The 22694-nt window shown below is 37.2% G+C and carries 22 protein-coding genes; 9 read left to right on the forward strand and 13 right to left on the reverse strand.

Features of this window, described 5'->3' with window-relative positions; genetic code table 11:
- Positions 1-126: 126 nt before the first annotated feature.
- From ACTHJT_RS04760 to ACTHJT_RS04775, 4 genes are all read left to right on the forward strand, one after another.
- Positions 127-420 (forward strand): HvfA family oxazolone/thioamide-modified RiPP metallophore, encoded by a 294-nt coding sequence (locus ACTHJT_RS04760; RefSeq protein ID WP_440236722.1) that lies wholly within the window; start codon positions 127-129, stop codon positions 418-420.
- A gap of 69 nt (positions 421-489) precedes the next feature.
- Positions 490-1323 carry an HvfB family MNIO-type RiPP peptide maturase gene (locus ACTHJT_RS04765; protein ID WP_440236723.1) on the forward strand — a complete coding sequence of 278 codons (834 nt, stop codon included), beginning with the start codon at positions 490-492 and terminating at the stop codon, positions 1321-1323.
- The gene (locus ACTHJT_RS04770; protein ID WP_440236724.1) at positions 1307-2056 is read left to right on the forward strand and encodes an HvfC/BufC N-terminal domain-containing protein; all 750 of its coding nucleotides are present in this window, start codon (positions 1307-1309) and stop codon (positions 2054-2056) included. Before ACTHJT_RS04765 ends, ACTHJT_RS04770 begins: the two co-directional genes overlap by 17 nt.
- A gap of 23 nt (positions 2057-2079) precedes the next feature.
- On the forward strand, positions 2080-2511 hold the full coding sequence (locus ACTHJT_RS04775) for an HvfX family Cu-binding RiPP maturation protein (RefSeq protein WP_440236725.1): 432 nt from the start codon (positions 2080-2082) through the stop codon (positions 2509-2511).
- A 64-nt stretch (positions 2512-2575) separates the two neighbouring features.
- Here ACTHJT_RS04775 and ACTHJT_RS04780 read toward each other — a convergent pair whose 3' ends face one another.
- From ACTHJT_RS04780 to ACTHJT_RS04835, 12 genes are all read right to left on the reverse strand, one after another.
- The gene (locus ACTHJT_RS04780; RefSeq protein WP_440236726.1) at positions 2576-3907 is read right to left on the reverse strand and encodes a sensor histidine kinase; all 1332 of its coding nucleotides are present in this window, start codon (positions 3905-3907) and stop codon (positions 2576-2578) included.
- Between the two features lie 78 nt (positions 3908-3985).
- Positions 3986-4201: a DUF1653 domain-containing protein gene (locus ACTHJT_RS04785; protein ID WP_440236727.1), complete on the reverse strand. Its 216-nt coding sequence runs from the start codon at positions 4199-4201 to the stop codon at positions 3986-3988.
- A gap of 2 nt (positions 4202-4203) precedes the next feature.
- Positions 4204-6771, reverse strand: coding sequence for a CHASE3 domain-containing protein (locus tag ACTHJT_RS04790; protein ID WP_440236729.1), 2568 nt, complete (start codon positions 6769-6771; stop codon positions 4204-4206).
- 107 nt (positions 6772-6878) lie between these two features.
- Entirely contained in the window at positions 6879-8219 is a 1341-nt protein-coding gene (gene argH / locus ACTHJT_RS04795) for an argininosuccinate lyase (RefSeq protein ID WP_440236730.1), read from the reverse strand.
- 137 nt (positions 8220-8356) lie between these two features.
- Positions 8357-9427, reverse strand: a complete 1071-nt coding sequence (locus ACTHJT_RS04800; RefSeq protein WP_440236731.1) for a M20 family metallo-hydrolase — start codon at positions 9425-9427, stop codon at positions 8357-8359.
- A gap of 67 nt (positions 9428-9494) precedes the next feature.
- A complete protein-coding gene (gene argB, locus ACTHJT_RS04805; RefSeq protein ID WP_440236732.1) occupies positions 9495-10286 on the reverse strand; it encodes an acetylglutamate kinase in 792 nt (263 codons plus the stop codon).
- 73 nt (positions 10287-10359) lie between these two features.
- Positions 10360-11310, reverse strand: coding sequence for an acetylornithine carbamoyltransferase (locus ACTHJT_RS04810; protein ID WP_440236733.1), 951 nt, complete (start codon positions 11308-11310; stop codon positions 10360-10362).
- A gap of 259 nt (positions 11311-11569) precedes the next feature.
- Positions 11570-12721 (reverse strand): aspartate aminotransferase family protein, encoded by a 1152-nt coding sequence (locus tag ACTHJT_RS04815; RefSeq protein ID WP_440236734.1) that lies wholly within the window; start codon positions 12719-12721, stop codon positions 11570-11572.
- Between the two features lie 76 nt (positions 12722-12797).
- A complete protein-coding gene (locus ACTHJT_RS04820) occupies positions 12798-13127 on the reverse strand; it encodes a four helix bundle protein (RefSeq protein WP_440236736.1) in 330 nt (109 codons plus the stop codon).
- A gap of 114 nt (positions 13128-13241) precedes the next feature.
- A complete protein-coding gene (argC, locus tag ACTHJT_RS04825; protein WP_440236737.1) occupies positions 13242-14216 on the reverse strand; it encodes an N-acetyl-gamma-glutamyl-phosphate reductase in 975 nt (324 codons plus the stop codon).
- Between the two features lie 128 nt (positions 14217-14344).
- Complete coding sequence (locus tag ACTHJT_RS04830) at positions 14345-15538, reverse strand: argininosuccinate synthase (protein ID WP_440236738.1); 1194 nt, start codon at positions 15536-15538, stop codon at positions 14345-14347.
- 162 nt (positions 15539-15700) lie between these two features.
- Positions 15701-16384: a GNAT family N-acetyltransferase gene (locus tag ACTHJT_RS04835; protein ID WP_440236740.1), complete on the reverse strand. Its 684-nt coding sequence runs from the start codon at positions 16382-16384 to the stop codon at positions 15701-15703.
- A 640-nt stretch (positions 16385-17024) separates the two neighbouring features.
- Here ACTHJT_RS04835 and purU point away from each other — a divergent pair.
- From purU to ACTHJT_RS04850, 3 genes are all read left to right on the forward strand, one after another.
- Positions 17025-17849, forward strand: a complete 825-nt coding sequence (gene purU / locus ACTHJT_RS04840; protein WP_440236742.1) for a formyltetrahydrofolate deformylase — start codon at positions 17025-17027, stop codon at positions 17847-17849.
- A 401-nt stretch (positions 17850-18250) separates the two neighbouring features.
- A complete protein-coding gene (locus ACTHJT_RS04845) occupies positions 18251-18670 on the forward strand; it encodes a LexA family protein (protein ID WP_440236744.1) in 420 nt (139 codons plus the stop codon).
- Between the two features lie 151 nt (positions 18671-18821).
- Positions 18822-19046: a Y-family DNA polymerase gene (locus tag ACTHJT_RS04850; protein ID WP_440236746.1), complete on the forward strand. Its 225-nt coding sequence runs from the start codon at positions 18822-18824 to the stop codon at positions 19044-19046.
- Between the two features lie 72 nt (positions 19047-19118).
- Here the strand turns inward: ACTHJT_RS04850 and ACTHJT_RS04855 are convergent, their stop codons facing one another.
- A complete protein-coding gene (locus ACTHJT_RS04855) occupies positions 19119-19889 on the reverse strand; it encodes an HNH endonuclease signature motif containing protein (RefSeq protein WP_440236748.1) in 771 nt (256 codons plus the stop codon).
- A gap of 152 nt (positions 19890-20041) precedes the next feature.
- Between ACTHJT_RS04855 and ACTHJT_RS04860 the strand changes: the two genes are divergently transcribed.
- Positions 20042-21793, forward strand: a complete 1752-nt coding sequence (locus tag ACTHJT_RS04860) for an ATP-dependent nuclease (RefSeq protein ID WP_440236749.1) — start codon at positions 20042-20044, stop codon at positions 21791-21793.
- A partial coding sequence (locus tag ACTHJT_RS04865) for a UvrD-helicase domain-containing protein (protein WP_440236751.1) occupies positions 21793-22694 on the forward strand: 902 nt, incomplete at its 3' end. The genes ACTHJT_RS04860 and ACTHJT_RS04865, both read left to right, overlap by 1 nt.

The raw sequence follows: 22694 nt of genomic DNA on the forward strand, positions 1-22694 counted from the left end.
AAATTTAAAGATGTGATTAAAAGTAAATTACAGTAAGTAAAAAAATATTTTTTCTCTTTTTGTAAGGAACTCTTCTGAGCTGCGACTATACCATTGAAGTTAATTATAACCTAAACATTAACAAAAATGGTAAAGAAAACAAAAAGTATTTTATGGACAGCTGTAGCTGCCGGTGCAATGTTAGGAACTGCAAGTATTTTTGCGAGCTGCAGTACTGAATCAAAAGAAGTAAATACCGAAATCAAAGCAGACAGCGCTGAAAACAAATGTGGCGCTGAAAAAAAATGTGGTGCCAGCAAAGATTCTTCCGAAGCAAGATGTGGTGCTGCTAAAGATTCTGCTGAAGCAAAATGCGGAGCTTCAAAAACTACAGAAGCAAAATGTGGTGAAGGAAAGTGCGGAGCTGATAAAAAGAAATAGTCTGTCCAGGTAAAGGCGGATGCATAATTCGCCTTTACTTTATTTTAACAAATTAATCTTAATCAGTTTATGGTAGGAATAGGATTCAGAAAAGATTTTGCATCTGACTTTTTGAATAGTACGGTATTGCAACCAGACTTCATAGAAGTCGCTCCTGAAAACTGGATTGGCATAGGAGGTTTCTGGAAAAAAAAATTACTGCAGGCATTAGAAAAATATCCTTTATACACGCACGGGCTTTCACTGTCCATCGGTAGTCCGGAGCCTTTGGATTTTGAATTGTTAAAATCAATTAAAAAATTTTTATCAGAAAGCGGGGCGAGGGTATATTCAGAACATTTAAGTTACTCTCAATACGATAATGCGCATATGTATGATCTTTTGCCGATTCCTTTTACACAGGATGCCGTTATGCATATTGCTGAAAGAATTAACACGGTTCAGGATTTTTTAGAACGCAAAATTGCTCTTGAGATTGTAAGTTATTATTCTCCTGTAGCAGCAGAGATGAGTGAAATTGAATTTATAAAAAATATTTTAATGGAAGCAGATTGTGACTTGTTGCTGGATGTAAATAATATTTATGTAAATGGATTTAATCATAAATATGATCCTTATGCATTCATTGATCAGCTTCCTCTGGAAAAAGTATCATATATACATATGGCCGGGCATGATCAGGTATCAGATACATTGATTATTGATACACATGGCGAAGCTATTGTAGATCCGGTCTATGATTTATTTGAGTACACAATGCATGCGTTGAAACGGGATATACCGGTTTTGCTGGAAAGAGATTTTAATATTCCGGAATTAATGGAACTGCAGGCCGAGATTGACCGACTGAAGAAAATAAAATCAGATAGTTTGTATAAAGAACGTTATGGCATATTACGATAGTACAGAACAGTATCAGCGTATGTTAACGAATTATATACGCACAGGTATCGAACCTGATCTGCCAGGATCTTCTCAGGAAGGCATTAAACGTTACCGGCAATTGATTTACAACGTTGTCAATGATTCTCTGAACAAGGCATATCCGTTAACGCAAGCGTTATTATCTGCGGAAGAATGGGATCAAGCTGTAAAGGAGTATTTCTCTTCTTATGCATGCCGCTCACCGTTCCTATGGCGTATGCCGTTTGAATTTTATGAATATGTAAAAAATGATTGCCTTAAATTAAATGCCAGCTATCCGTTTTTATCAGACTTACTTTTGTTTGAGTGGGTGGAGATTGAAGTATTTATGATGGAAGATATAGAAGTAGCATATACAACGGATGGTAACATACTATTTAGTCGGCTTGTTTTAAATCCTGCATGCATATTGCAATATTTTCAATACCCGGTTTATAAAAAGGATGCAAAGGAAATTGAAGAGATTGATCGTGCAAATTATTTTATGTTAACGTACCGGCATCCGGAAACAAATAAGGTTCACTTTCTGGAAATTTCACCTATGTTCGCAAAAATGCTTGAATACTTATCTGAGGAAAGTCAAACACTTGATCAATTAACGGATCGTTTTTCAAAAGAATCCGGGTTGATAATTAATTCACAAAAGAAAAATGAGATAGAAGACTTTCTTCGCAAGTGTTGTGAAAAAAGAATTCTACTGGGATACTATTAATGCCAAATTTTAAATACATAATTATGTTAAAACTGAAATATGAAAGTTATAAATATCTGACAGAAAAGCTGCAGAGCACTGCGTTACTTTTTGTAAGACTTGTGCTGGCTTATGGATTTTATAATCCCGCGATGATGAAAGTTAAAAATATGAATTCTATCATTGAATGGTTTGGAAGCATTGGAATACCGTTTCCTTTGGTGAATGCATATCTGGCAACCGCTACAGAATTACTTGGTGTACTCCTGCTCACAATCGGCTTCGGTGTACGCATTATTTCAATTCCGTTAATTGTTACAATGGTTGTTGCTATTATAACGGTACATTGGAACGGAGGTTTTGATGCAGGAAACAACGGCTTCGAAATTCCTTTATATTACATGCTTATGCTTTTTATACTGCTAACGCATGGAGCAGGGAAATATAGCCTGGATTATTTGTTACGCAAAAAATAATATCTATAGATTGTTTTCAGAAAAACACCTGTATATTTTATGATACTGGTGTTTTCTTTAGCTTTTATAGTGTTGAAGTTGTGTTAGGTATTTCAATCAGAAACTGTGTAAAGGAATTCACCCTTGATTTTACAGATATTGTTCCGCCCAGTTTTTCAACCATTTCTTTAACGATATACAGTCCCAGACCGGAACCTGTGCTTTGGTTACTTGCCCTGTAAAACATTTCAAAGACATGATCAAGATATTCAGCAGGAATTCCAATACCATTATCTTTGATAAGTATGATCGTTGATTTTTTAGTACTGGAAATATCGATATCGATGCTGGGTTGCACTTCTTCTATGCGGCAATATTTGAAGGAGTTTGAAATTAAATTATTCAGGATGGTTTTGATTCTGTATGGATCAGAATACAAATGGAATGGGGTATTTATCCGGATGGTTTTTTTCATCGCGCCAGCTTGTTCAAAGAAACTAAGCTCTTCAAAAACATCATTCAATATAGATTCAAATTGTATTGGTTGTGTGGTCGGATCTGTTTTTAGATTTCTGGAAAGCTGAATGATCTGCTGAATGTGCAAGTCTAATTTGTTGATGCAATTTTCCTGCATGCGCACCAGTTCCTGAATAGTGGCGGGGTCTTTTTCATTTTTGATCAACGTTACAAGTCCCATGAGTGAAGTCAAGGGAGCCCGCATATCATGCGAAGTACGATATACGAAGCTGTCTAATTCTTCATTTAGTTTTTTCAGCGAATTATTTTTTAAAAGTAATTTATTGTTCAGTCCGGTAAGCTTTGAATTTATGAATTGATTTACCCGGAGGATCACATAGAAAAATAAAATACAGAAGAGTATTGTAGTGATGTAGTTAAATTCGTATTCATATAAATTCGTTGTTCTATCATTTCCCAATAATGAATAATCAGTGGTTTCTAAAAGAACAATCAGCGTGCTTGTAATAACCAGTGAAAGCAAGATGTATTTGTAATCTTCAATGCTATAAAAGGCGAATGTTGCAAAGATAATAATCAACATAGCCAGATTCATACCTGATTCTCGGCCTAGCGATGCTGCTTTGATGAACATGAATAAACTTCCGATTACCATCATTATCAACTTAGCCTGGTTATAATTTCCTTTTTTGATCAGGAATAAAACAAACGGAATGACAGTAGAAAAGAATAATAAATAGGTCAGGATGATCAGATAGGAGAGCTTGAAAAATATTCCGATCACTAAATAAATGGATCCACATAGCACTGCTACCAGGCACATAGCCACAAGTAATTCAATGCGTATGATTTCGTCATACGAGACTTGTCTGGCGGATAAACTTCTCAGGTCAATGAATTTGCGTAATATCCGGCCGCGGATGAAATCCAATATTTGCATGGGGATCCAAATCTTAGATACGACTCAAATATAACGCAATAATTTGAATAAAGTATCTGTGATTGAAATGGTTATTTCCTAATCTATTTTTTTGAATCGAGGAGTGGATATGCCATTAAGGAGAATATGTTCTGAAAACATGGCCAAAGGGCGCACCCAGAGCTGTCCGGGGTTTTTTACTGCAAAATAGACAACCAGATCTTCTTCTGTTTCGCTGTGTTTGGCCGTACCTATCACTTCGTATTTATTTCCTTTGTAATGCAAATAGAGACCGGGGCTGATCAAATTAGACATGGTTATAATATTGAAAGTTTGCTGTCAATTTCTTTTGAAACAATATATCCAATTTCAATCAGTTTTTTAACATCCTCCGATAAAGATTCGACCGGATCATTGTTTTTTATTTTCTGTTCAATTTTAGCGATTAAAGAAGCCAGCTTTTCAATAGAAAGAATACGTACACAGGATTTATATTGGTGTAAGCTAAAATCAATAGCTGTTGTATCCCTCTTATCCAGTGCATTTACAATTTCCTGCAGTAGCTGGGAATTTTGTTTTTGAAACATCTCCAGCATTTCCCTGTAAATGGCAGTACTGTTTTTTGATAGCTTTTCTATAAAATCAAAATTTGAATAGACGGGTGTGAATTCGCTTTTAACAGCATTTTTAAATACCCAGGTATCAATAACCGTATAAAGATCTTCTTCGGTATAAGGCTTGCCCAGGTGCGCATTCATGCCAGCTTCAAGGCAGCTGTTTATGTCTTCCTGAAATACATTTGCCGTTAAACCGATAATGGGTGTTTTAAGTTTATTATGACGCAATTGTTCTGTTGCCTGTAATCCGTCACAAACAGGCATCTGCATATCCATGAGTATAATGTCATAGTTGAATGAAGATGCTTTATTGATCGCCTGCAAACCATTTTCAACGATTTCATATGTACAGTCTAATGCTTGTAATGTATATGCGGCAAGTGTCCGGTTCATTTCATTGTCATCGGCAACTAAAACGGTTACTTTTTTAGGAAAGGGCTTAATGGAAATTTTTGTCGCATCGGTGTCAATATCTTCTCCTAAATGAAAAGGCAGCACAAAAAAGAAACGTGCGCCATAGCCTTTGTCGCGTTCATTTGTAAAGACAGGACTTTGAACGTTTATTGTACCATCCATTAAATGGACGATTTCTTTTACAATGGATAAACCTAATCCGGAGCCTCCATAATTCACCGATATAGAATCGTTAGCTTGGGTAAAGCTTTCAAATATATCTTCCTGCTTATCGGGCGATATGCCTATTCCGGTATCTGTAACAGAAAATTCAATGAAATAATCGGCACCTTCATTTTTTACGAATTGAATCTGAACAGTAATTCCTCCATGGCTGGTAAATTTTAAGGCATTACCAATAATATTCACAAGAACCTGTGAAATACGTTGAGGATCGCCGATAAGGTAATCCGGAATTTTTTCATCAATAACTAAACGGAAGTCAAGATTTTTTTCAGAAGCAGTATGTTGAAAAGGACTTAAGACAGAGCGGATGATTTCTTTTAAGTGAAAAGATTTTTTTTCAATGGTAACTTTTCCTTCCTCAATTTTACTGATATCTAAAATGTTTCCGATCAGTTTTAATAAGAGCTCCCCGGAAATGGAAATGTTTTTTAAAAGAGTCTTTTGTTCAGGCGTTAGTTCCTGTTTTTTCAGAATATTGGTAAATCCTAAAATTGCGTTAATAGGTGTGCGGATCTCATGACTCATATTTGATAAGAATCTCGTTTTAAACTGACTGGCACTTTCAGCTTTCTCTTTCGCAATCCGCATGAGATCCTGTTGCTGCAAAGCTGATAATTCCGCTTTTTTCAGCGGGGTAATATCAATGATTGCGCCATGCATTACCAGTCCGGTTGATTCTTTTGTAACATATCCGTTCGAGATCAGGAATTTTTCTGTACCGTTTGAAGTGCGTATTTTAAAATCATGCGAGTAACTTTGATTTGGCGCAAAGATTTGATTTTTTCTTTTTTGAACTTTATGCGGGTCTTCATCAATAACCAATGAATCTATAAAGTCTGGTGCAGGCGTAATGTTTTTATTTACTTCAAAGATGTTATACATTTCGTTTGACCATGATGTTTTCTGCTGGTCAATGAAATATTCAAAGGTTCCCATTTGAGTAAGTTGCTGGGCATATTCAAGCAAGGTATTTTTTATTTTTAATTCCTTTACAATTTCTTTACGCTGTTTTATGTCCAGCAAAATGAAATAGTAGGATAGTACTAAAACCATGAATCCTAAAATGCCGGATAACACGATCATGACAGGAGCATTCTTGTTCAACGTTTCAGCAGTATCGGTGCGGGAAATCAATAACCTTTCCTCATGTTGTTTCATTTGATCAACAATTCGGTTGATCTGTTCTGTTGAAGTCTGCGCCTTTTGCATTGCAGTAATTATTTCTGTTTGGTCTGCATTGCTGTTGGTGAGGTTTATCGAGCTGTTGAATAAAAAAAAGCAATCGTTTAAATAGACTTTTAATGTATCTATGTATAGCTGTTGCTGTGGATTATCTGATGTTAAAGAATCGATAATGCGAAGCTGATTTTTAATATCCTTTCGTGACGATTCCTGCTGTGTAAGGTGCGTGGCATCTTTTGTAAGTGCATAACCCTGCACGCCGGATTCAGCATTTTTAATATCGGAATGTATGCTTTCCAGATTTAGAAATACTTTATTGGTATGGTTTACCCAATGGTTTGCAGAACGCAGGCCCTGAATATTGAAATAGGAATATACAAATGCTGAAACCAGCAGGAGAAGGGCAATAAAAAAAAATATATTGAGCGCGCGGATTGAAAATTTCATTCTTTTATCTGTTTATCTGCTGTAGCCGGGTATAAAATACACCAATCAATACGGATACAGCAGATAAACAGATAAAAATAGTGATGAAATATAGGCTGGAATGCTATTTATTTAACTTTGGTTAAAAGATTTTGTACCGCAATATCCATTTTATTGAATTCAAAAGCATCCAGCACCTTTTGCATAGAAGCTTTGATCTCCTGGTGCATTAGATTGCCGATGCTGCCTTCATGGGTATGGTTGATTGTATCCAGGGCTGTGAATGTCTTATTTTCAATCATGCCTCCAACTTTTTTATACGCATCGCGGAAAGGAGTGCCTTCAAGAACCATGTTGTTCACGACTTCCACGCTATACATGTATAGGTACTTAGGATCTTTAACAATATTTTCTTTTACCTTCACCTGCTTCAGCATAAAATTAGCAATGCGCAAACAGTCATTGATATCCTGGAAGGCAGGGATGAAATTTTCTTTGATCAACTGCATATCACGGTGGTAACCGGAAGGAAGATTTGCCATAATCATGGAGATTTCATTTGGCAAAGCCTGCAAACGGTTACAGCGGGCACGGATCAATTCAAACACATCCGGATTTTTCTTATGCGGCATGATGCTGGAACCTGTTGTTAATTCGTCAGGCAAGGTCATGAAGTCAAAATTCTGATTCATATACAGACATACGTCCATAGACATTCTGCCTAGTGTGGCTGCAATGGAAGCAAGAGCGGCTGTAACATTCTTTTCTGTTTTACCACGGCCCATTTGTGCATAAACCACGTTGTGATTCAGCTCTTCAAAGCCCAGCAAATGTGTAGTCATGGTGCGGTTCAATGGAAAAGATGAACCATAACCTGCGGCAGATCCTAATGGATTCTTGTTGCTGATGCGGTATCCTGCAAGCATCATTTGCATGTCATCTGCAAGGCTTTCTGCGTATGCGCCAAACCACAGGCCGAAAGAAGAAGGCATTGCGATCTGCAAATGCGTATAGCCTGGAATGATTACAGATTTATATTTATCGCTTTGAGAAATGAGCGTGTCGAATAATTCTTTTGTGTTTTCAACTGTTTCGCGGATGGCATGACGCGTGAATAGTTTAAGATCTACCAGTACCTGATCGTTCCGTGAGCGGCCACTGTGGATCTTTTTACCGAGATCACCCAGGCGGCGTGTTAAAATAAGTTCAACCTGAGAGTGTACATCTTCCACACCATCTTCAATGGTGAAATTGCCGGCTTCGATTTCTTTATAAATCGTACGAAGTTCGGTTAACAATACAGGCAATTCTTCTTTGCCAATCAAACCAATGCTTTCAAGCATGGTGATGTGTGCCATTGAACCAAGCACATCAAACGGAGCCAGGAACAGATCCATTTCACGATCTTTGCCAACGGTAAAACGTTCGATGTCTTTATTGACTTCTGTATCTTTTTGCCACAATTTCATAACAGGCTTAAGGCTTAAGGCTAAAAGCTTAATGCTTGATGCATTATACTTTTAGCATGTGTGTAATTTTTATAATAGCTCTCAATAATAAATGGAGAAGATGTTCAATAGCAGCTTTAGGCGTTTCGCCTTGGGCTTTAAGCTTTCGCCAATACTATTTCGCTCAATACTTTAATATATTTCTCAATCCCTTCTTCGATCTCGATCAGCCAGATGAATTCATTGGCAGTGTGAGAGCGTGCAGAGTTCCCCGGGCCCATTTTAACGGATGGTACAGGAATCAATGCCTGGTCGGATGTAGTTGGAGAACCATATGTTTTTGCGCCATGTTTAACGGCTGCATGCACCAGCTCATGATTCGGATCGATGAACGAAGGACGAAGACGTACTGAACGCGGATTCACTTCAGACTGAATATTGTCGTCAATGATTTTTAATACTTCTTCATTTTTATATTCTTCCGTGATGCGGACATCAATCGTAAAATGACATTTCTCCGGAACGACGTTGTGCTGATAACCTGCATTGATAATAGTCACAGACATTTTCATCGGTCCAAGGTGCGGAGATACACGTTCGAATTTATAATTGCGGATCCAGTCAATATCTTTCAATGCAATGTAAATAGCATTGTCACCCTCCTCGCGCGCCGCATGGCCTGCTTTACCGATTGCCACGCAATCAACCACCATTAAGCCTTTTTCAGCAACAGCAATATCCATAAGTGTTGGTTCGCCCACGATTGCAAAATCAATCGGACCTAATTTCGGGTATACCAATTCCAAACCATCAAAGCCTGAAATTTCTTCTTCTGCAGTTGCTGCAATACAAAAATTGTATTTCAGATTCTGCTCGTTATAGAAATACAGGAACGTGGCAATCAAGGAAACCAGGCATCCGCCGGCGTCATTACTACCTAAACCAAACAGTTTACCATCTTTCACGATTGGTTCAAACGGATCGTTTGTATAGCCAGGGTTTGGTTTAACCGTATCGTGATGCGAGTTTAATAAGATTGTGGGTTTGTTTTTATCGTAATACTTATTGAACGCCCATACGTTATTTTTTTCGCGAATCGTTTCAACACCGCGCTCAGCTAAAAAAGTATTTAAGATCTCTGCGGTATTATGCTCTTCTTTACTGAAAGACTCTGTTTTGATCAGGGTCTTCAATAATTCAACGGCATCTTTTTGTAATTTCTGTAACATGTTTTAAGTATTTAGTACTAAGTACAGAGTACATAGTAATTTAAAATATGGAAATGGGCTTTAAGCATTATGCCTTAAGCTTTGTACCTAGTGTTTTCTTTTCATTGATCAATTGCACCAGTGCTTCGGCCTGACAAATAATGACAGAAGAAACGCCAGCATTAATGGCAGCAAATGAATTGTCCAGCTTCGGTATCATACCTTTATTGATCACGCCTGTGGATTTTAATTCTTCATATGTTGCCGGGTTGATATCACTGATCACAGAATCTTTATCTTCGAAATCTCTTAATACACCTTTCAGTTCAAAACAGTAAATTAGGTTCACTTCAAAAGATCCGGATAAGGCAACAGCCAGTTCAGAAGCAACTGTATCTGCATTTGTATTCAGCATGCTTCCTTTACCATCATGCGTAAGAGGCGCTACAACAGGCGCAATGCCTTGCGAAATAAGATTTGCCAATGGCAGAGGCTGAACTTTTTCTACATCACCTACAAAGCCGTAATCAATGCCGTTTTTAAGCGGACGCTTCGATGACAACATAATGTTTGCATCTGCGCCGGTCAAACCGATGGCGTTGCAATTATTCGCCTGTAATTTTGCAACAATGTTTTTATTGATCAAACCACCGTATACCATGGTTACGATCTTCAATGTTTCTGCATCGGTGATACGTCTGCCATCAACCATTTGTGCTTCAATGCCAAGGCCTTTGCTTATTTCCGTTGCAATCTTACCACCACCGTGAACCAGAATTTTATTTTCTTTCAGCGAAGCAAAATCTTTCAGGAAGCTTGTTAGTGCTTCCGGATTATCGATGATGTTGCCGCCGACTTTTATGATATATAACTTTTGCATTTCTTTTTGCTTAATGCTGAAGGCTTAAGGCCTAAAGCAATTTTACTATAAACATACGTAAAGCTTTAGGCATTTAGCTTTGAGCTTCAAGCATTTTCTTAAGCACCGCCTGCGCGCTCCACACCCGGTTGCTTGCTTCCTGGATAACCAGTGAATTTGGCCCGTCCAGAATTTCGTCGGCTAACTCAATGCCGCGGCGGACCGGTAGGCAATGCATTACTTTGGCGTTGTTTGTTAATTTTAATTTTTCATTAGTCATCATCCAATGACTGTCCATGGAATGTACTTTACCATAATCTTCGTACGAAGACCAGTTCTTCACATATACATAGTCTGCGCCCTCCAGTGCTTTGTCCTGATTGTATTCAATACGTGCACCGTTTGTAAATTCTTTTGCCAGGTCATACCCTTCGGGATGTGTGATCACAAATTCTACATCTGCCTTGCACATCCATTCAGAGAATGAATTAGCTACAGCCTGCGGTAAAGCTTTTATGTGCGGGGCCCAGGTTAATACAACTTTCGGACGAGCTTTTGTTTTTGTTTCTTCAATGGTAATTAAATCTGCAAGTGACTGTAAAGGGTGAAGCGTAGCACTTTCCAGACTTACAATCGGTACGCCTGCATATTTTATAAACTTGTTGAAGAAATCTTCAGAATAATCTTCATGCTTATCAACCAGGCGAGGGAAGGAGCGGACGCCGATGATGTCACAGTATTGGCCCATAACGGCAGCAGCTTCACGAATGTGTTCAACTGTGTTATGATTCATGATTACGCCATCCTGTGTCTCAAGTGCCCAGCCTTCTTTATCCATGTTCATTACAATGGTATCCATGCCCAGGTTCTTTGCAGCTTTCTGTGTACTGATACGTGTACGTAAACTTGGATTCAAGAAAATCAAACCAATCGTTTTATTTTCACCGAGCTTTTTGAATGCGTATGGATTTTTCTTAAGCTCCAGCGCTTCTTTCACTAAACCTGGAATGTCGGCAACGTCTTTTACAGAAATGAAATTTTTCATGTTTTTATGCGTAACGCTTAAAGCCTAAAGCTTAAAGCAAATGAGAATGTTCTATTGTATGTGAATTCTACGAATTATAAATGTCTCTGCTAATAAGCAAAAGCGTTAAGCATTTCGCTTTAGGCCTTGGGCTTATTAATTACAAGGAATATCTTTCTTGTTTATAATCGATAATTATTTTTGAAATCCTGAATAATCAAAAACGAATAAAATAATGTTAGTTATTTGGTTCGAAGCATTCAGCCTTAGGCGTTCCGCATTAAGCGTTTTTCAGACTTTTCTCAAGCACTGCTTTTAGTGCATCGAGGAATGCATCGGCATCTGCTTTTTTCAGATTCAATGCCGGAAGAATTCGGATCGTAAATTTATCAGAAGAAGAACCGGTAAACATTTTGTATTCGCTTAACAGCGTATTACGTACATCCGCGCAAGGAATTTCAAGTTCAATGCCAATCATTAAACCTTTACCGCGCACTTCTTTTACACCCTGGATCTTGCGTGCCTGCTCGATCATGTAATTACCTAGCTGGGCCGTATGTTCGATCAGGTTCTCTTGTTTAATTACATCCAGTACAGCAATTGCAGCTGCACAAGCTAAATGATTCCCACCGAATGTTGTGCCAAGCAAACCATGTTTTGGTTTCAGATGCGGAGCGATGCTGATTGCGCCGATCGGGAAGCCGTTGCCCATCCCTTTTGCCATCGTGTAGATATCTGCAGATACACCGGCATGATCATGAGAATAGAATTTGCCGCTGCGGCCGTACCCGCATTGTACGGAGTCTGCGATGTAAACGGCATTGTATGTATCACAAAGTGAACGGATCTTCTTCAGCATGGATACAGACGCTTCGTGGATACCACCAACACCCTGGATACCTTCGATGATCACAGAAGAAATTTTATCGCCATGCAGCTGGAATGTTTCTTCCAATGCCACTTCGTCATTCCATGGTAAAAAGATGATGTTATCAGTTTCGTTTACCGGAGCAACAATAGCCGGATTATCAGTAGCAGCAACAGCTAAAGATGTTCTTCCATGAAATCCTTTTTTGAACGCAACGATTTTTTTCTTGCCGTTATGGAAAGACGCAAGTTTTAAAGCGTTTTCATTTGCCTCAGCACCGGAGTTGCAAAGAAATAATTGATAATCGTCATGACCGCTTACTACGCCTAATTTATCAGCCAGTTCCTGCTGAAGGGAAATAATAACTGAATTGGAGTAGAATCCGATCTTGTTTAATTGATCGGTGATCTTTTGTACATAATATGGGTGTGAATGTCCGATAGAAATTACAGCGTGGCCGCCGTACAGGTCTAAATATTCAGTACCTGCAGCGTCCCATAAGCGGGAGCCAAGGGCGCGAACTGGTTCTATTGGGATCAGTGGATATACGTCGAATAGTTTCATAATCTTTTAAGAAATTCCAAATAACAAAAAACAAATTCCAAACGGAATAGGATTTGTAAATTGGTGGTTTATATTTTTAAGTATTCAATTTTATAATGATCGAGCTCAAAATTTTTTTAATCTGTTCTGCTTCATTTATTAATTGAAGCGTATCCGAATCATGCGTTTCATGCAATAGACGTAACCAGTAAATTGTTTCTTTCGCTTCTTTTCTACTGATCCTGGCTCGCATCAATGCATCCTTTTTGCTTAAAGATTCATTAACTTCAATATAATTAGCACCGATGGAAGCTGAAGAGCGAATGACTTGTTTGATATAATCAACGTTCTCTAATTTCTTTTCGGTTTTCCTGCAATGAGTACAAACACTCTTTGCAAACTGGAAGGTACGTTCTTCCAGATTCATAATCTTTCCCATAGCTAGTTGAAAAAAATTAAAATTTAAGATAGATTTCAGTTATTATTCCAAGCGATTCTATCCGATTCCGTTTGGAATTTGTTTTTTGTTATTTGGAATTTCTTAAAACGATGCAGCCTTAAGTCGTAACCCCATCGTTTCTTCTAAACCGAACATCAGGTTCATGTTCTGAACGGCATGGCCGGAAGCTCCTTTTAACAGGTTATCGATGATGCTGACAATCATTAACTGGTCACCGTGTTTTTCAAGATACAGCAAACAGTTGTTAGTATTCACCACTTGTTTCAGGTCAATGTTTTCATCAACCACATGCGTGAACGGGTGTGAAGCATAATACGCTTTGTATTTTGCTACAGCTTCTTCCAGTGTCCATTCGGAAGGTGTATACATGGTTGCTATGATACCACGCGTAAAGTCTCCACGGTATGGAATGAAATGAATGTTTTTATCTAAAAACGATTGCAGATTTTTTAAGCTCTGACGGATCTCTTTTAAATGCTGGTGATTCAACGCCTTGTAAACAGACATGTTGTTGTTTCTCCAGCTGAAGTGTGAAGTCTGTGATAACGATTGTCCGGCCCCCGTCGAACCTGTTATACCAGATACATGCACGTCATTTGTTAATACTTTATTCGCAGCAAGCGGCAGCAATCCTAATTGAATAGCCGTAGCGAAACAACCAGGGTTTGCAATGTTCTTTGCGTTTTTGATTTTATCGCGCTGCATTTCAGGCAAACCGTAAATAAAATTATTGCCTTCTTTTTCAATACGAAAATCCTGGCTTAAGTCGATAATTCTGATATGCGACTCAACCGGATTTGCCTGTAAGAATTTTAATGCATCGCCGTGGCCAACGCAAAGAAACAATACATCAATATCGCTTCTTAATTCTCCGGTGAAAACAATATCTGTACTTCCGATCAGGTCAGTATGGACTTTATAGATCGGGTTGCCGGCATTACTGTTGCTGTGTACAAACACGATCTCCGCGTTCGGGTGATTCACCAGAATACGAAGCAACTCTCCGCCAGTATATCCTGCACCACCAACGATACCTATTTTTATTTTTGTAGCCATTTCTCTTCGAAACTATATCTTATAATAATCCACTGATTTTTCAATGAATCCAAGCTGGTGTAAAGTGGACAGTGTAAAGTGTAATCGTCTCTTTATTGATGTTTACACTTTACACTATAAACTCTACACTATTTCACATCTTCATTCACACGGTGGTAAATCATTGTCTGATTTCCGAATATTTTAGAGAATCCTTTTACATCATCTCCTGTCCATGCGTTGTTTTCTTCACCGTATTTACCAAACTTAGCAGACATCAGGTCGTGCGCAGATTCGATACCGATCACGTGGAAACGGTATGGCGCAGCGAATACTTTTACCTTACCTGTAACATTCACCTGTGTGTCTTCCAGGAATTTTTCAATGTTCCTCATAACAGGTTCCAGGAACTGGCCTTCGTGTACAAAGCTTCCGTACCAGGTAGATAATTGTTCTTTCCAGTACATCTGCCATTTTGTAAGCGTATGTTTTTCTAATGTGTGATGCGCCTTGATAATTACGATCGGAGCGGCAGCTTCAAATCCTACACGGCCTTTGATACCGATGATTGTATCACCCACATGGATATCGCGGCCGATGCCGTAAGGTGCAACAATTTTATTCAGTTCCACGATCGCATCGGTTGATTTCATGCGTTTGCCATTTAAGCCAACCAACTGACCTTTTTCAAACTCCAGTTCAATTTCTTCTTCACCTGTTTTTGTAACCTGTGTAGGGAAGGCGCTTTCAGGAAGGGTTTTGTCAGAAGTCAATGTTTCTTTACCGCCAACGCTTGTGCCCCAGATACCAACGTTGATAGAATATGCAGCTTTGCTCCAGTCACGTACAACACCTTTCTTTTTCAGATATTCAATTTCCTCTTCACGGGATAATTTCATATCGCGGATAGGTGTAATGATTTCAATGCCCGGGTTCATGATCATGAACACCATATCAAAACGTACCTGGTCATTACCAGCACCTGTAGAGCCGTGTGCTACAGCTGTAGCGCCAACTTTCTTTGCATGCTCTGCAATAGCCATTGCCTGGAATACGCGTTCCGCGCTTACAGAAAGCGGGTAAGTGTTGTTGCGCAGAATGTTTCCGTACACCATGTACTTCACACATTCTGTATAATATTTTTCAATGATATCAAGCGTAGTATGAGACGTTACACCCAGTTCGTAAGCTTTCTTTTCGATGTCTGCCAATTCTTCTTTGGAGAAACCACCGGTGTTTACAATGGCAGTATGCAATTCGTAACCCAGGTCTTCAGTTAAATATTTTGCGCAATACGTTGTGTCTAATCCGCCGCTAAAGGCTAATACTACTTTCTTTTTCATTATTTTATGCGTAATGCTGAAGGCTTAAAGCCTAAGGCTCTTCAGCTGTTATAGTTTATTTTTGCTTAACGCTCAAAGCCCAAGGCCTAAAGCTTTTTCGTTTTGTTATAGTTAAGAGGATAACAATATCCTCAAGAGTTATGTATTATGAGACGAAAAGCCTTAGGCCAGACCTAGAAACGACATCATCTTATCACTTCCTTTGCCAAGAGATTTCAGCAGTTTGTGATTTTTGAGGCGTTGCCATCTTTCCCAAAGTTTTGATTCGGTAATGAAATCCCACTTCTTCTTTTTCTTTTCTGCAGGATCATACACCATGGCTGTACACATACACATCTTACGGTCTTTGCTTTTCAGAATCTCGTAATTGATACAGCTTGAGCAGCCTTTCCAGAAAGTTTCGTCGTTGGTAAGTTCAGTATAGTGCGCAGGACGGTAGCCCAGCTCAGAGTTGATCTTCATGACTGCCGCGCTTGTTGTTAATCCGAACAACTTTGCATCCGGGAATTTTTTGCGCGACAATTCAAATGCTTTCTGTTTGATTTTTGTAGCAAGGCCATATTGACGGAAGTCAGGCGCTACGATCAATCCGGAGTTCGCAACATACTTGCCATGGCTCCAGGATTCAATATAACAAAAACCTGCAAAATCACCGGCTTTGGTAACGGCAATAATAGCTTTGCCTTCATCCATCTTCTGACGGATGTAGTCCGGACTACGTTTGGCAATCCCTGTACCGCGTGCTTTTGCACTCTCTGCCATTTCTTCAACAATGGCTTCTGCTAAGTGTTTATGTTCTGGTCCTGCTACTACTACTTTAATATCAGATACACTTGTTTTTTTCATTTCAAATAAGACGCTTCAATACTGGTTTGATCCTTTAGGTTCAACACGTATTAAAGATGGATTAAATACTGTTATGAAACTGTGAAATGTTTGTGATTAAGCCGGATTAAGGCTAAGGTTTTTGAAGGTAGTTTCCACGTAGGAAACCAAAGGTTAAATCGGCCTAGGGCCTCGGTTGGGTGGGTGCAGAAAATAAGCTAACCGCCCCAAAACGATTTGGGGTTGAAAGAAATACGATGTAGTTAGACTTTTGCATTTAACCTTATTAATTCAGTCAGCAAATGTAATTTAAAATATAAATGTATACAAAGTATTAAACCCTTTTTTTGAAGAATTAGTTTGCTTTCAAAGGCTTGAGGAGAAATTACTTAGAACGGAAAAATTCAGAAACATGAACCGTTGCTTGCAAAGTGAAACGGCTTGTTGATTATATGCATTTGTATAATTAGTAATTTGCTGATAATTAGTATGATATGTGGGTGCAGAAAGGGCCGGTTTGGCTTCGCTAAACGCCTTATTATGTCAAAAATGATTTTATCGGTGATAAATACAGCCAGGGTACCAGTTTTTGAAGGCGTAAATGACAAAATAATGGTAGTTTTGTTGACCGAAAAAGGAAATCCGGGAATAACACAATACTATGATCATCATTATCGATTGCGAAGACCAGAAAGGGTTAATCCATAAAATTACAGGCGTACTGGCAGGTTTAAATCTTAATATTACACGCAACAGGGAATTCGTTGAAAAGCAGCTGAACCGTTTTTACATGCGCACAGTTGTTGAAGGTGATGTAGATGCAAGTGTTCTGAAATCGGCGCTTGCAGCAGTTTTGCCTATCGACCACAGACTATCCGTAAGTACCGGCGAATTGAAAAAAATCGTCATCATGGTCACGAAGGAAGAGCACTGCCTGACCGAGCTGATCAGTAAATATTATTTTGGAAACCTGAAGGCACATATTGTCGCGGTTATCGGCAATCATGAGCATTTAAAGGCTTATACAGAGAAATTCAATATTCCATATCATTTCATTTCGCATGAAAATAAAAGCCGGGAAACACACGAAGCCGAGTTGCTGGCTTGCCTGAAGCAATACAATCCGGACTATATCGTGCTTGCGAAGTTCATGCGTATCCTGAGCGATAACTTCACGTCGCATTATCCTTCCCGTATGATCAATATTCACCATAGCTTTTTACCTGCGTTCAAAGGAGCAAATCCATACAGACAGGCGTATGAGCGTGGTGTGAAAATTATTGGTGCTACCGCACATTTCGTAAATCAGGATCTGGATGAAGGACCGATCATCCACCAGGAAGTCATTCCGATAGACCATACCTTAAGCCCTGTGAAAATGGCCGCCGCCGGTAAAGACGTAGAAAAACTGGTACTTTCAAAAGCCCTGCAGCTGGTGCTGGATCAGAAGGTATACGTAAGCGGGAACCGGACGATTATTTTCTAACCTTACATTCAATTCAACTATGCCAGCGTGGTAATTCGATAGAAAAGTCGTACTACTACTCCGTAGTCTCCCTCTTGTCTCCCTGTAGTCTCCGCCTGATATGTTCCGGGTATGTTCCGCCTATGTTCCGGACATCTTCCGGGTATATTCCGTGTATGGGATAGGATTTATTTTTGCTGGAAGATGGGTTAATCTGAAAAAATACCCTTGAATGGGTTGAAACAGCATTTTTTGTCTCTCAAAGATCGTTAAAAAAGCCCGGAACATCAATAGAAAACTGATTTTTCCATACTCGTAAAAGTATTCTATATGCTTTCCAATAAGTTATGAATAAGTACGATTTACATGTAACCTTATTCCAATTTATTTAGTAAATTGCTAATAAAATTAGAATAAAGTCTATGCAGATATTTCACACATTTCCTGAAGCCCTTCATGCGCCGATTGTATTGGCGGATGGTGCTGTTGCTGCCGGTTTCCCCAGTCCGGCGGGTGATTATTTGGACAACCGGATTGATATTTTTGAATACCTGGTGCAGCACCCAACCGCGACATTTTATGTACGGGTCAAGGGCAATTCCATGATCAACGCGTCCATTCATGATGGAGACCTGCTGGTGGTGGACCGTTCCCTGGAACCCAAAAACAACCAGATCGTCGTGGCTATCATAGATGGGGAGTTTACCGTAAAGCGTATCAGCAAATACAATAACAAACTTTACCTCATTCCCGAAAACGAAAAATTTAAACCCATGGAAATCACCGAAACCATGGGCTTTGAAGTGTGGGGTGTAGTGACGTATGTGATTCATAAACCATGACGCCGGAGGCGTTTAAAGCCTAATGCTGAACGCTAAAGGCCTAATGCTTGAGCCTCTGTTTCCGAAGCAATGCGAGCATTATATAACACAAAACTATTCATTATCAAACGCAAAAGCTTTAGGCCTTTAGCCTTAAGCCTTCGGCTTTAAAATGTACGCTCTCATCGACTGCAACTGCTTCTACGTTTCCTGTGAACGTGTCTTCCGCCCGGATCTGCGCGGCAAGCCTGTTGTTGTGCTCAGCAATAACGATGGTTGTGTGATCTCACGCTCTGATGAAGCCAAAGCTATTGGAGTTAAAATGGGTGAACCATTTTTTAAAATGAAGGAACTGGTCCGCGATAAAAAAGTTACGGCCTTCTCTTATGGAAAGTAAATAGTTATGTAAAGTTTAAAACCTAACAACTTGTTAATTAGATAAAAAAATAAAAAATACTTTACATAAAAATTATGCTAATTGAAATCCACAAGGATACTTCCTATCAAATGCACCTATAGCAAACCCAATTCTAAAATTTGTCAATTTTCCCAATTGAAAAAATCCACGATCAGTTTGAATTCCATTTTTATCTATGAGTATACATCTTCCATTATAATAAAAAGTACCTTTATTAATTTTTACTTTATTAGGGATTATAAAGTCGATATCAAAAAATATTTTATTCGATTCTTCTCTTAGCGTCAAGTTTCTCCCAACAAATTCAATGTCCCACTGCCCTATAGAATATATCAATTGATTTTCATGAATTTCAAGTAAAAGCTTACGTTCTTTATTAAATACAACTAAATCAAAAAAAAGTTGATTTTCGACAATATTAAAACTTATTATTCTATAATTATCAATTAAAATCGGTATAATAAAATCATTTGTTGGGTTCACATTTTCCAAAGAAAAAATTGTAGGTCCAATTTCTACAGAAAAATCTGTCCCTTCAAAATGAAGACTGTATTCTTTTGAAAATTCCTGTTTTAAATTGTGAGGATCTAATCTATATTTAAGAACTTGATCACTTGTTAATAATCGATTTGTTTTTTCTTTATGATGTTTATCACACAAAAGTGCCAAATTTGCAATTTTATGTTCTTTAACTATTGACCAATCAAATATATGATCATATTCATATAAAGGTAAACCGCATATCACACAGCCAAATCCACATTCTTGCCTAACTTGACGTTTTATTGGTAAAGGAATATTCCTTGAAATTTCATGATTCATAAGTATTCATTTTTTAAGTAATAATTTAAAATGTGCAATAATTATTTTAGATTTAAAAATCTGTTAATTTAAACTTTTAACATATTCTTTAAAATTATTTTTTAATCAATAATAGAGACATAAAATTATTTCCAACTGAACAATTTAATCAAATGATTTTATCCCAAGTAAAGTTAAGTGGATTCCGTAATTTCAAAGAAGCAACAATAAACTTTAATGAAAAAGCACTTATAATTGGAGCAAATGATATAGGAAAAACCAATCTAATTTGGGCATTGCGTATTTTATTGGACAAGAGCCTTTCAGAATATGATATCGAACCTAAAGATTCTGATTTTTATGCATACGCAGATACTAATCAATTTGAAATACTTTTAAAGTTTACTAATGTCATAGAAGATTGTGTTGTTTCCAAATTGAAAGGTAAAATTAGTGATTCAGATGAACTCTTTCTCTCTTATGTTGCATCAAGAGATAAGGCAACTATGGCGAAATCTTATAAGCTCTATGCAGGACCGGATCTAAACAAATTAGAAGAGATTGAAGAAAGATATTATAGGAAAGTATTAAATATAAAATATATTAGTAGTAGAAGAGATTTTAACTATTACATAAATAAAGAAAAAAATAACTTATTTCAACTAGCTAAGCAAAATAGAGAAACCCAAGATATTAAAAAGGATGATAAGCTATACGCTGAAATTTCGGACGGTTTAAAAAATGTTGATGAAAAAATACCACAGTTAACATACATTGCAAGCGCAACCAATGTTATAAATGCTGAGCTTGAAAAATTATCAATACATCATAAAAAGCAAACAATAGTATTTGATGCTAGCTCATCAAATATTGAAAATTTTATAGGTAACGTTTCAATTGCTTCGAAGAATAATAATACTAGTTTATTAATTGGAGGAGATGGAAGATTAAATCAAATTTATCTTTCATTATGGGCAGCAAGAAATGATATATCAGAAGATAATTTGCAAGAAGTTTCTATAATTTGTATTGAGGAACCGGAAGCACATCTTCATCCCCATCAACAACGTAAACTAGCTGAGTATTTAAGTAGTACAATAACTGGACAAATTCTTATTACAACACACTCTCCACAAATAGCGTGCGAATATTCACCAAATTCAATTGTGAGGTTGTATGAAAAAGATTCAGGTACTGTAGCTGCATCTGATGGGTGTTCTGAAGTTATTGAAGAAGCATTTAACGATTTTGGATATAGATTAAGTATAATACCTGCTGAAGCATTTTTTGCAGATGTAGTTCTATTAGTTGAAGGACCTTCTGAAGAACTTTTTTATAAAACTTTGGCAAAACAATTAAATATAGATTTAGATAGATTAAACATTAGTGTTTTAATGGTAGACGGTGTCGGTTTTAAGACATTTATAAAAATTTTAGATAGTTTGGGAATAGAATGGGTATTAAGAACTGATAATGATATTTCTAAAGTTCCAAATAAGGATGAATATCATTATGTAGGGGTAAAAAGAATTATTAGTTGCTATAAACAATCATTTGATTCGCATGAAAAAACTGACAAAATAATCAGTGAAAATATTGATAGGATCAAAGGACTCACCACCATTATACCATTAAAAGAAAATATTGAAGCAGCAAAAAATATTGTAAAAGAATTAGAGAAATTTAATTTATTTCTGTCTGGAAAAGATTTAGAAACAGATCTTTTTAACAGTGAATTAAAGGATGAATTAGTATCTTTTTTTTCTGGGACAACAGAGGATAAAATCATTTCGAAAATGCAAGAAAGAAAAGCAATCTTTATGTATCAATTTTTAAGAGTAAAAAAAGACTGCTTGCCTAATATCGCTAGTAGCTCACTTGCAGCCCCATTATTAAAATGTAAAGAAATAATCGAAAATAAATAATGACACCTTCACAACAACAACAACAAATTATAGATTATGATTCCAATGCCGTTATTATTGCAGCTCCGGGTAGTGGAAAAACTTTTGTTGTTTCTAAAAAGATTGAAGGAATATTAAAATCATTGAAGGATCATGAAGGTCTAATTGCGATATCATATACTAATAAAGCGTCCACTGAATTAAAGGAACGTAGTTTAAAAAATGGCATAAATTCGAAAAGTTCTTTTTTTGGCACAATTGATAAATTTTTTATTTCCGAGATAATTATTCCATTTGGCAAGCATATGTTTGGATTGCCTACGAAAGATATCAAAGTAATTAAAATTGAAAATTTAGAACAGGAGGAAAAGCACAATTTCGATTGGTTTAATCCTGATTTGACAATTGATAAACTTTTGAGTGAAAACATTGATGTCTTAAAACAACATTTCATTAACGGCAATATATTATTGAATACAGTAGGTGTTTTAGCAAATTATATATTTAGTAATTCTATTGCCTGTCGTAAATATATAAAAGCTAAATATAGATATATATTTATTGATGAATATCAAGATTCAGGAAATAACCAACATGATATTTTTATAAAAATAAACCAGTTAGGTATCATTGGAATTGCGGTTGGGGATTTGAATCAATCTATATATGAATTTTCGGGAAAAAGTTCTTATTACTTAGATGCTTTAACAAAAAAGACAGAATTCCAATTATTTAATCTTACTAAAAATCATAGATGTCATTCATCAATAATCAACTATTCAAATTATTTATTAGACCCTAACGTGCAATTATTGCCAATTGATAAAAGTCGAGTGTGCTTTTTTCGAATAGAAGGAAACGAAGTCTCTATTGCTAAATGGATAGACAAATTTTTGATGTCAATTAAAACTGAATTTTCAGT

Source organism: Cytophaga sp., from assembly GCF_051961495.1.
Lineage (GTDB): Bacteria > Bacteroidota > Bacteroidia > Cytophagales > Cytophagaceae > Cytophaga.